Here is an 8,466-nt window from a genome sequence, read left to right as displayed (position 1 = left end):
GGTCCCGCACGCACCTGAGCCCCAGACCTTCGACCCGAAAGGAATCCCCATGACCACGACCGCCACCAAATACAGCGTGCTGCGCCCCGACCAGATCAAGAGCCACGACCGGGGCGGCGGTGCGCGCACCACGCCGCTGGTGCTGCCCTCGGTGGGCGCGAGCACCTTCATCAACGGCATTACCGAATTCAGCGGCGGCACGGCCATCCCGTTCCACAGCCACAACTGCGAAGAAAGCGTGGTGCTGCTCAGCGGCCACGCCTACCTCGACATCGACGGCGAAGTGCAGGAGCTCAAGCCGCTGGACACCACCTTCATTCCACCCAACGTGCCGCACCGCTTCCGCAACATGTCGGACACCGAGCCCATGAAGATCTTGTGGATCTACGCCTCGGTCAACGCCACGCGCACCCTGATCGAGACCGGCGAGACCCGCCCCGTGGCGGCCGAGCACGCCAAGTGATGCGCCCGCACACCGCCCCCTGACACCACAACAAAGGAGACAACGATGGGACTGCGCTTTCTGGAACACCTGCTCATCCTCACGCACGACCCCGAGGCCACGCGCGACTGGTTCGTGGAGAACCTGGGCTTTCGCAACGGCTACCACCCCGAGTTCGGCTTCCCCGTGTACTGGCTCTACATCGGCGAGCAGGACGTGATCCACATCGGCAAGGCCCGCTACTCCAACCACCAGGACACCTACCTGAAGACGCCCACCGATGGCGACAAGGACTTCTCGGCCGCCGGCGCCATGGGCTCGGGCCGCATCGACCACCTGTGCCTGAACTGCGAAGGCATCGAGGAGTTCATCGACCGCCTGACGAAGAACGGCGTGGAGTTCAGCGAGCGCAAGGCGCACAACTCCAACCTCTACCAGCTCTTCATGCGCGAGCCCATCAACGGCATCAAGGTCGAGCTCAACTTCGCCTGGCACGAAGCCGCGCGCATTGGCCGCGTGCCCGAGTGGACCGACGCAGGGGAAAACGACAAGTCGGCAGCGGAAGTGATGACGAAAGAGGCGCCGGTCAAGGCCTCGACTTTCTGACACCTGCGACACAGCAGGGTCTGGCCAGCGCAGGGGCGCGGCACGGTTTTCATAACGAGAAGGAGACAAGACATGATGCAAAGAAGGCAGGTATTGGCCTGGGGCGGCGCTGGCGCGCTCGGGCTGCTGGGCAACGGCACCGCACAGGCGCAGGCCTACCCCGGTGGCCCCATCACGCTGGTGTTGCCACTGCAGGCGGGCACCGCATCGGACGTGGCGGTGCGCCACATGGCCGAGCGGCTGGGCCAGCGCATGGCGGGCAACAGCTTCGTGGTGGAAAACGTCGCAGCTGCGGCCGGTCTCGTCGGGCTGGAGCGCCTGAGCCGGGTGCGCCCCGATGGCCGCACGGTGGCCGCGCTCAACAACAGCATCATGACCATCCTGCCGCACCTGCAGGCCAAGAACATCAAGGTCGACACGCGCCGCGATCTCGTGCCGGTGGCTGGCATCGCCAACATTCCCACCTTCTTCGCGGTGCCGGGCAACTCGAACATCAAGACGATTGCCGACCTCATCAAGACGGCCAAAACCGAGCGCGTGACCTACTCGTCGGGCGGCATCGGCAGCCCGCAGCACATGGCCACCGAGATGTTCAACGCCTACACCGGCAGCAAGCTCGAGCACGTGCCCTACCGCGGCGCCAGCCAGGCCGCGCTGGCCGTGGCCACGGGCGAGGTGCAGGTGATGTCGATGGCCCTGTCGCTGGCACAGCCCTTCCTGTCCGACCAGCGCGTGCGCCTCATCGGCTACTGCGGCAGCGAGCGGCACGCGCAGTTCCGCGAACTGCCCACGCTGCAGGAAGCGGGCGTGAAGAACTACGACTACTCCTCCTGGATCGCCCTCTTCCTGCCACGCGACGTGCCGCAGGACGCCCTGGCCGAGCTGCGCCGCCAGGCGCAGGCCATCGCGCTGGAGCGCGACTTCCAGGTGCAACTCATCCGCTCGGGGCTGGAACCCTGGGCGCGCAACGAACAACAGCTCGCACGCATCGTCGAACAAGACTACGTGCGCTGGGACAAGATCATTCGCGACGCCAACATCCCGACCGCCTGAACCGGGGCGCGCGCATGAAAACACCCCCACCCCTGCACCTCGCCGGCTACCAGGGCGGCACGTCCATCCTCACCGGTGCGCTCACGCACCTGGCGCGCCGGCTGGACGACAGCAGCGTGGGCACGCCCCACCTGCTGACCGACGTGACCGCCATCGGCCAGAGCGCGGCCTCGCTGTTCGACTCGGTGGAGCGCGGCGAGCGGCAGATCGGCTACATGGCCTCGGGCTACCTCTCGGCCCGCGTGCCCGAGCTCGCCGTGCTCGATCTGCCCTTCTCCGTGCAGGACCGTGCCACCGCGCTCGCCGCGCTCGATGGCCACGCCGGTGACCTGCTGCGCGATGCCGTGGCACGGCAGAGCGGTTTTCATGTGCTGGCGTTCTGGGACAACGGCTTTCGCCACATCTCCAACGGCGTGCGCCCGCTGCGCTCGCCCGCCGACTGCCGGGGCCTCGTGATCCGCACGCTGGACAGCGAGCTGTACCGCCAGGCGCTCGGCGCGCTCGGCTTTCAGGCCATGACCACCGACGTGAAAGAACTCGTGCGCGTGGTGCAGGACGGCACCGTGCAGGCGCAGGAAAACCCGCTCACCAACCTGCTCGCCTTTGACCTCTGGAAGCACCACCCGCACGTGAGCATGAGCGCCCATTTCTTCGGCGTGCTGCTGCTGGTGTGCCCGCGCGCCTGGCACGAGCAGCTCAAGCCCGCGCAGCGCGCAGAGCTGCAAGCCGCTGTGGACGAAGCCACCGCCCTGCAGCGCAAGAGCGCCGCCGCGCAGGACGACAGCGCCCTGAAACGCCTGCGCGCCCTGGGCGTGCAGGTGATCGGACCCGACGCCATGGACATGCCCGCCCTGCGCGCGGCCACCGCCGCCGTGCGCGACACCTACCTGCAACGCCTGCCGGCCGACCTGGTGCAGGCCTACCTGCACACCGATGCACGTGAGCCCGCCGTGCCCTGAAGCCATCACCGCTTTTCTTCAACCTCCCTCCACTTCCAACCGTCGCCCCATGAAAGTCAAAGCCATCCGTTTCCACGCCGCCGGTGAACCCAGCGTGCTCCAGCTCGACGAGCTGGACCTGCCCGAACCCGGTGCGGGCGAGGTGCGCATCCGCCACACCGCCATCGGCCTGAATTTCCAGGACATCTATGCCCGCTCGGGCCAGTACCCCGTGCCCACGCCCAGCGGCCTGGGCACAGAGGCAGCGGGTGTGGTTGAAGCCGTGGGCGCGGGCGTGACCGACTTCAAGGCGGGCGATCGCGTGTGCTACATCAGCGGCCCGGTGCTGGGCGCCTACGCCACCCACCGCAACTACCCCGCCGAGCGCCTGCTGCATTCGCCCGACGGCGTGAGCGACGAACAACTCGCGGCCATGATGCTCAAGGCCATGACGGTCGAATACCTCATGCGCCGCTGCTACCCGGTGCAGAAAGGCCAACACGTGCTCATGCACGCCGCTGCCGGCGGCGTGGGTCTGCTGGCCGGTCAGTGGGGCCGCCACCTGGGTGCGCACATGATCGGCGTGGTCGCCGGCCCTGAAAAGGCGGCGCTGGCCAAGGCCAATGGCTATGAACACGTGATCGACCGGCTCACCGAAGACGTGGCCGAACGCGTCAAGGCCATCACCGCTGGCGCGGGCGTGCCGGTGGTGTACGACTCGGTCGGCAAGAACAGCTTCGAGCAGTCACTCAACAGCCTCTCGCCGCGCGGCTACTTCGTCTCGTTCGGCACCACCACGGGCGCCCCGCCACCCGTGGCGGCCGCCACGCTGCAGAAAGCTGGCTCGCTGTACTTCACGCGCCCCACGCTGGTGACCTACACCGCCTCCACCGCCGACCTGCGCGCGTCGGCCGCCGCGGTGTTCGAGCTGTGCGCCGCTGGCGTGCTCAAGGTGTCGATCAACCAGCGCTATGCCCTCACCGACACGGCCAGGGCCCACACCGAGCTGGCCGCCGGCCGCACCTCGGGCTCCAGCGTGATCCTGCCCTGACGCAGCCCACGCAAGCCCACGCCTCGCTTTTTGTTTGAAAGGGAATCCGACGCTGGCCCCATGAAGGCCGGCGCAATGTTCGAAGCAGGAAGAAACCGGGCTCACGCCCTCACATCAGGAGACAAGACCATGATCAAGTTCGTCAGAAACACCTTGCTGGCCAGCGCCATTGCCGCCGTCGGCCTCTCCAGCGCCTACGCGGAAAACATCCGCCTGCGCATCGCCTCGGGCCACCCCGCGGTGAACACCTACGTCAACCTCATGCAGACGTTCTTCGTGCCCGAGGTCACCAAGCGCGTGGCCGAGCGCACGCAGCACAAGATCGAGTTTGTGGAGGGCTACGGTGGCTCGATGGTCAAGACGGCCGACACGCTCGAAGGCGTGCAGACCGGCATCATCGACATCGGTGGCTACTGCTTCTGCTTCGAGCCGTCCAACCTGCCGCTGCACGGCTTTCAGGTGATGCTGCCGTTTGGCACCATGAGCCCGGAGCGCAGCGTGAAGCTCGCGCGCGCCGTGTACAACAAGGTGCCGTACATGTCGCAGGTGTTCGAGGACAAGTACAACCAGAAGCTGCTCGGCCTGATCTCCGACAACGGCTACAACCTGGGCACCACGTTTGACTGGAACACCATCAACGACCTCAAGGGCAAGAAGCTCGCAGGCGCCGGCCTGAACCTGAAGTGGCTGGAATACGCTGGCGCCGTGCCCGTGCAGTCCGCACTGCCCGAGGCCTACACCGCCATGCAGACCGGCGTGTACTTCGGCTGGATCATGTTCCCCTCGGCCTGGGTGAACTTCAAGCTCAATGAAGTCGCCAAGTACTACACGCAGATCGGTTTCGGCGCCATCACCTGGCACGGCCTGACCATCAACAAGAACCGCTTCAACCGCCTGCCCAAGGAAGTGCAGGACATCATCGTGGAAGTGGGCCGCGAGTACGAAGCCAAGACCGGCACGGTGAACGAAGAGGGCTACCCCAAGCAGATCGAGCAGCTCAAGACGCTGGGTGTGACGGTCAAGTCCGTGCCGGACAACGTCAAGCTGGAATGGGCGAACTCGCTCAAGGGCTGGCCACAGGAGAAGGCGACCGAGCTCGACAAGCAAGGCCTGCCCGCCACCCAGGTGCTGAAGATCGCCCTGGAAGAGGCCGAGAAGCTGGGCCACAAGTGGCCGCTGCGCTACGAGATCAAGTAATCCCGGCGCGCTACCCCGACGTTTGACAAGGCACCACCATGGACATGCTCAGGCGGCTGAACGACCGCATCACCCAATCGCTTCTCGTGCTGGCGGCCGTGCTGGCCTTCCTGCTGTGTTTCCTCGTGGTGGCCGACGTCGTCGGCCGGGGGGCCTTCAACAGCCCCGTGAAGGGCACGACCGAAATCGTGTCCCTGTCCATCGTCGTCATCTGCTTCCTGCAGGCGGGTTTCGCCATCCGCTCGGGCGGCATGCTCAACGTGGACATGTTCGTGAGCAAGGGCAGCCCGCGCACGCAAAGCGTGATGGCGTGCGTGGCGGCCCTGGCGGGCCTGGTGTTCTTCGGTGTCATCTGCTACGGCAGCATCGAAGGCGCCATGCACGCCTGGAGCTCCAACGAGTTTGAAGGCGAAGGCGCCTTGCGCGTACCGGTCTGGCCGGCCCGCTTTGTCGTGGTGATCGGCACCTTTCTGGCCAGCACCAGCTACCTGCTGATGCTGCTGCAGAACGTGGCCAATGCCATCCACGGCCGTGCGCCCGCGACCTTCTCCACTTCCCACTGACCGAAGCACCATGCAAAACCCCACCGATCTGCTGATCCTCATCGGCGCTCTGTTGACGCTGGTCTTCTCGGGCATCCACATCGCCGTCGCCCTGGGCCTGTGCAGCATGCTCGGCCTCTTCATGATGACGGGCGACATGCAAGGCATGATTTCGTTCGCCTCCAGCACCGCCTACGAGGCCCTGCGCGACTACGTCTTTGCCGTCATTCCGCTGTTCATGCTGATGGGCGAGTTCCTCGCCAAATGCGGTGCGGCGCGCGACCTGTTCACCCTCGTCAACCGGTCGATGCACCGCATTCGCGGGCGTCTGGGCACGGCCACCGTGCTGGCCAACGCGCTGTTTGCCTTCGTTACCGGCGTGTCCATTGCGGCGGCGGCAGCGTTTTCCAAGATTGCCTACCCCGAGATGCGCCGCCATGGCTACGAGCGCAAGTTCGCGCTGGGCTGCATTGCCGGCAGCGCCTGCCTGGGCATGCTCATTCCGCCGTCGGTGCTGATGATCGTCTGGGGCGTGCTCACCGAGCTGTCCATCGGCAAGCTGTTCATCGCCGGCATCATCCCGGGCGTGCTGGTGGTGGTGCTCTACATCGGCTACATCGTGTGGGTGGCCTACACACAACCGCACCGGGTCGGCGAAGGCCCCAACATTCCGGCTGTGCAGCAAAAGGAGCTGGACCGCGAGAACGACGTGCCCGAGGCCGACCTGCGCGCCATCCTGTGGAGCACGGTGGGCATCGTGGCGCTCATCGTCATCGTGCTGGGCGGCATCTGGTTCGGCTTCTTCACGCCCACCGAAGGCGCGGGCGTGGGTGCCACGCTGGCGCTGGCGCTGGCCATGTCGCGCGGCATGAAGCCCAAGGAAATGCTGGCCGCCGTGATCTCGGTGGGCCGCACCTCGGCGCCGCTGCTGCTGCTGCTGGTGACCGCGCAGCTCTACTCCCGCGTGCTCTCCATGACCGGCGTGACCGGCATGGCGCAGGACTTCTTCTCGCAGTCCGGCCTGTCTCCGTACACCGTGCTGCTGCTCATGGTGCTGGTGTGGTTTGTGCTCGGCATGCTGATCGATTCGATCTCGATCATCCTGCTCACGGTGCCGGTGTTTGCACCGGTGGCCATGGCCCTGGGCTTCGACCCGATTGCCTTTGCCATCCTGGGCATCCTCGCCATCGAAACCGGCCTGCTCACACCGCCGTTCGGCATCCTGGTCTTCACGGTGAAGGCCTCCATACCGGACGAACCGGACCTGAAAAACGGCGAGATCTTCCGGGGCTGCATCCCCTACTGGATCGTGCTGCTGATCGCCATCGTGACCATCGCCGTGTTCCCCGCGCTGGCCACCTGGCTGCCCAACCTCGCCCTGGCCAACCCCTGACCTTCCACAGAAAGTGAATTCATCCATGGCTGCTTACTGGCTCTCCCGCTGCATCGTGCGCGATCCCGTGCAATACAAGAAATACACCGACCGCGTGCCGGCCATCATCGAGGCCCACGGCGGCAAGGTGCTGGCGCGCGGTGGCCGCTACCAGATCATGGAAGGGCCCGAGACCTTCCACCGCTTCGTGGTGATCGAGTTCCCCACGCTCGAAGCCGGCGTGAAGTGCTTCCAGTCGCCCGAGTACACCGAAGCGGCGTCGTTCCGCCGTGGTGAAGCGGGTGTGGTCGAGAACGTCATCGTCGAGGGCGGTGACGCCACGGTATGAGGAACACCCCTTCTCCGGTCTGTTGAAACACCCATTCCCTTATCCATCCATTTCCTATGAGCTACCTGTTCACTCCCACCCCCGTCACTGGCGTGCCCATCGTGGGCCAGGCCGAACTCTTTCCTGTGCACCGCGTGTATTGCGTGGGCCGCAACTACGAGGACCATGCCAAGGAAATGGGTTTCACCGGGCGCGAGCCGCCTTTCTTCTTTCTGAAGCCGGCCGACACGGTGGTCGTGGTGCCCGCGGGTGAGACCGGGCGCATGCCCTACCCCACGCTCACGAAGAACCTGCACCACGAGATCGAGCTGGTGGTGGCGATTGGCGAGGGCGGCAAGTCGATCAAGGCGGCCGACGCCATGGCCCACGTGTACGGCTACGCGGTGGGCCTGGACATGACGCGGCGCGACCTGCAGAACGACATGAAGAAGCAGGGCCGCCCCTGGTGCATCGGCAAGGGCTTTGACTTCAGCGCACCCATCGGCCCCATCACCCCGGTGGCCGCGGCGGGCGACATCGTCAACGCGGAGATCGCGGTGCAGGTGAATGGCGCGGACCGCCAGCGCAGCCACATCCACAAGCTGATCTGGAACATCGCCGAAACCATCGAGCACCTCTCGGCCGCCTGGGAGCTGCAGCCCGGCGACCTGATCTACACCGGCACGCCCGAGGGCGTGAACGCGGTGGTGGCGGGCGACACGATGGTGGGCACCATCACGGGCCTGCCTGAGCTGCGTGTGCAGATGGTGTGAGGTCGGGGCACCCCCCTGCGCCGCTTTGCGGCTTCCCCCCTCTGTGGCGCGCCTTCGGCGCTTCGAGGGGGGACGGCATCTCGGGCCGGCGTAGCCGGACCCTTGATGCCCTTGGTGGGGTCGCTTTGTGCGGGGTATAAAAAAACGCGTGAGTCCTTCGGACT

The 8,466-nt window shown here is 66.0% G+C and carries 10 protein-coding genes; all 10 read left to right on the top strand.

What is annotated here, in order from left to right; genetic code table 11:
• Positions 1-49: 49 nt before the first annotated feature.
• The 10 genes from KXJ60_RS00105 (at position 50) to KXJ60_RS00060 (ending at position 8,302) form a co-directional block, all read left to right on the top strand.
• Entirely contained in the window at positions 50-463 is a 414-nt protein-coding gene (locus tag KXJ60_RS00105) for a cupin domain-containing protein (protein WP_291123074.1), read from the top strand.
• Positions 464-508: 45 nt separating this feature from the next.
• Entirely contained in the window at positions 509-1,048 is a 540-nt protein-coding gene (locus tag KXJ60_RS00100; protein ID WP_291123072.1) for a VOC family protein, read from the top strand.
• Positions 1,049-1,120: 72 nt separating this feature from the next.
• Complete coding sequence (locus KXJ60_RS00095) at positions 1,121-2,101, top strand: tripartite tricarboxylate transporter substrate binding protein (protein ID WP_291123070.1); 981 nt, start codon at positions 1,121-1,123, stop codon at positions 2,099-2,101.
• A gap of 14 nt (positions 2,102-2,115) precedes the next feature.
• Positions 2,116-3,060, top strand: a complete 945-nt coding sequence (locus tag KXJ60_RS00090) for a TRAP transporter substrate-binding protein (protein WP_291123067.1) — start codon at positions 2,116-2,118, stop codon at positions 3,058-3,060.
• A gap of 49 nt (positions 3,061-3,109) precedes the next feature.
• Positions 3,110-4,090: a quinone oxidoreductase gene (locus tag KXJ60_RS00085; protein WP_291123064.1), complete on the top strand. Its 981-nt coding sequence runs from the start codon at positions 3,110-3,112 to the stop codon at positions 4,088-4,090.
• 129 nt (positions 4,091-4,219) lie between these two features.
• Positions 4,220-5,287: a C4-dicarboxylate TRAP transporter substrate-binding protein gene (locus KXJ60_RS00080; RefSeq protein WP_291123061.1), complete on the top strand. Its 1,068-nt coding sequence runs from the start codon at positions 4,220-4,222 to the stop codon at positions 5,285-5,287.
• A gap of 38 nt (positions 5,288-5,325) precedes the next feature.
• Entirely contained in the window at positions 5,326-5,850 is a 525-nt protein-coding gene (locus tag KXJ60_RS00075) for a TRAP transporter small permease (RefSeq protein WP_291123059.1), read from the top strand.
• Positions 5,851-5,860: 10 nt separating this feature from the next.
• Positions 5,861-7,222, top strand: a complete 1,362-nt coding sequence (locus KXJ60_RS00070) for a TRAP transporter large permease (RefSeq protein ID WP_291123057.1) — start codon at positions 5,861-5,863, stop codon at positions 7,220-7,222.
• Positions 7,223-7,247: 25 nt separating this feature from the next.
• Positions 7,248-7,550: a DUF1330 domain-containing protein gene (locus KXJ60_RS00065; RefSeq protein ID WP_291123055.1), complete on the top strand. Its 303-nt coding sequence runs from the start codon at positions 7,248-7,250 to the stop codon at positions 7,548-7,550.
• A gap of 56 nt (positions 7,551-7,606) precedes the next feature.
• Positions 7,607-8,302 carry a fumarylacetoacetate hydrolase family protein gene (locus KXJ60_RS00060; protein ID WP_291123053.1) on the top strand — a complete coding sequence of 232 codons (696 nt, stop codon included), beginning with the start codon at positions 7,607-7,609 and terminating at the stop codon, positions 8,300-8,302.
• Positions 8,303-8,466 lie beyond the last annotated feature (164 nt).

This window comes from Hydrogenophaga sp., from assembly GCF_019264445.1.
GTDB lineage: Bacteria > Pseudomonadota > Gammaproteobacteria > Burkholderiales > Burkholderiaceae_C > Hydrogenophaga.
The sequence above is the reverse complement of the archived record's forward strand: the minus strand, read 5'-3'. Positions and strand labels throughout refer to the sequence as shown.

Bases quoted from the DNA above. Each gene is read 5' to 3' on its own strand.
- KXJ60_RS00070 (WP_291123057.1), top strand. From the start codon at position 5,861: ATGCAAAACCCCACCGATCTGCTGATCCTCATCGGCGCTCTGTTGACG.
- KXJ60_RS00095 (WP_291123070.1), top strand. From the start codon at position 1,121: ATGATGCAAAGAAGGCAGGTATTGGCCTGGGGCGGCGCTGGCGCGCTC.
- KXJ60_RS00060 (WP_291123053.1), top strand. From the start codon at position 7,607: ATGAGCTACCTGTTCACTCCCACCCCCGTCACTGGCGTGCCCATCGTG.
- KXJ60_RS00080 (WP_291123061.1), top strand. From the start codon at position 4,220: ATGATCAAGTTCGTCAGAAACACCTTGCTGGCCAGCGCCATTGCCGCC.
- KXJ60_RS00100 (WP_291123072.1), top strand. From the start codon at position 509: ATGGGACTGCGCTTTCTGGAACACCTGCTCATCCTCACGCACGACCCC.
- KXJ60_RS00075 (WP_291123059.1), top strand. From the start codon at position 5,326: ATGGACATGCTCAGGCGGCTGAACGACCGCATCACCCAATCGCTTCTC.
- KXJ60_RS00065 (WP_291123055.1), top strand. From the start codon at position 7,248: ATGGCTGCTTACTGGCTCTCCCGCTGCATCGTGCGCGATCCCGTGCAA.
- KXJ60_RS00085 (WP_291123064.1), top strand. From the start codon at position 3,110: ATGAAAGTCAAAGCCATCCGTTTCCACGCCGCCGGTGAACCCAGCGTG.
- KXJ60_RS00105 (WP_291123074.1), top strand. From the start codon at position 50: ATGACCACGACCGCCACCAAATACAGCGTGCTGCGCCCCGACCAGATC.
- KXJ60_RS00090 (WP_291123067.1), top strand. From the start codon at position 2,116: ATGAAAACACCCCCACCCCTGCACCTCGCCGGCTACCAGGGCGGCACG.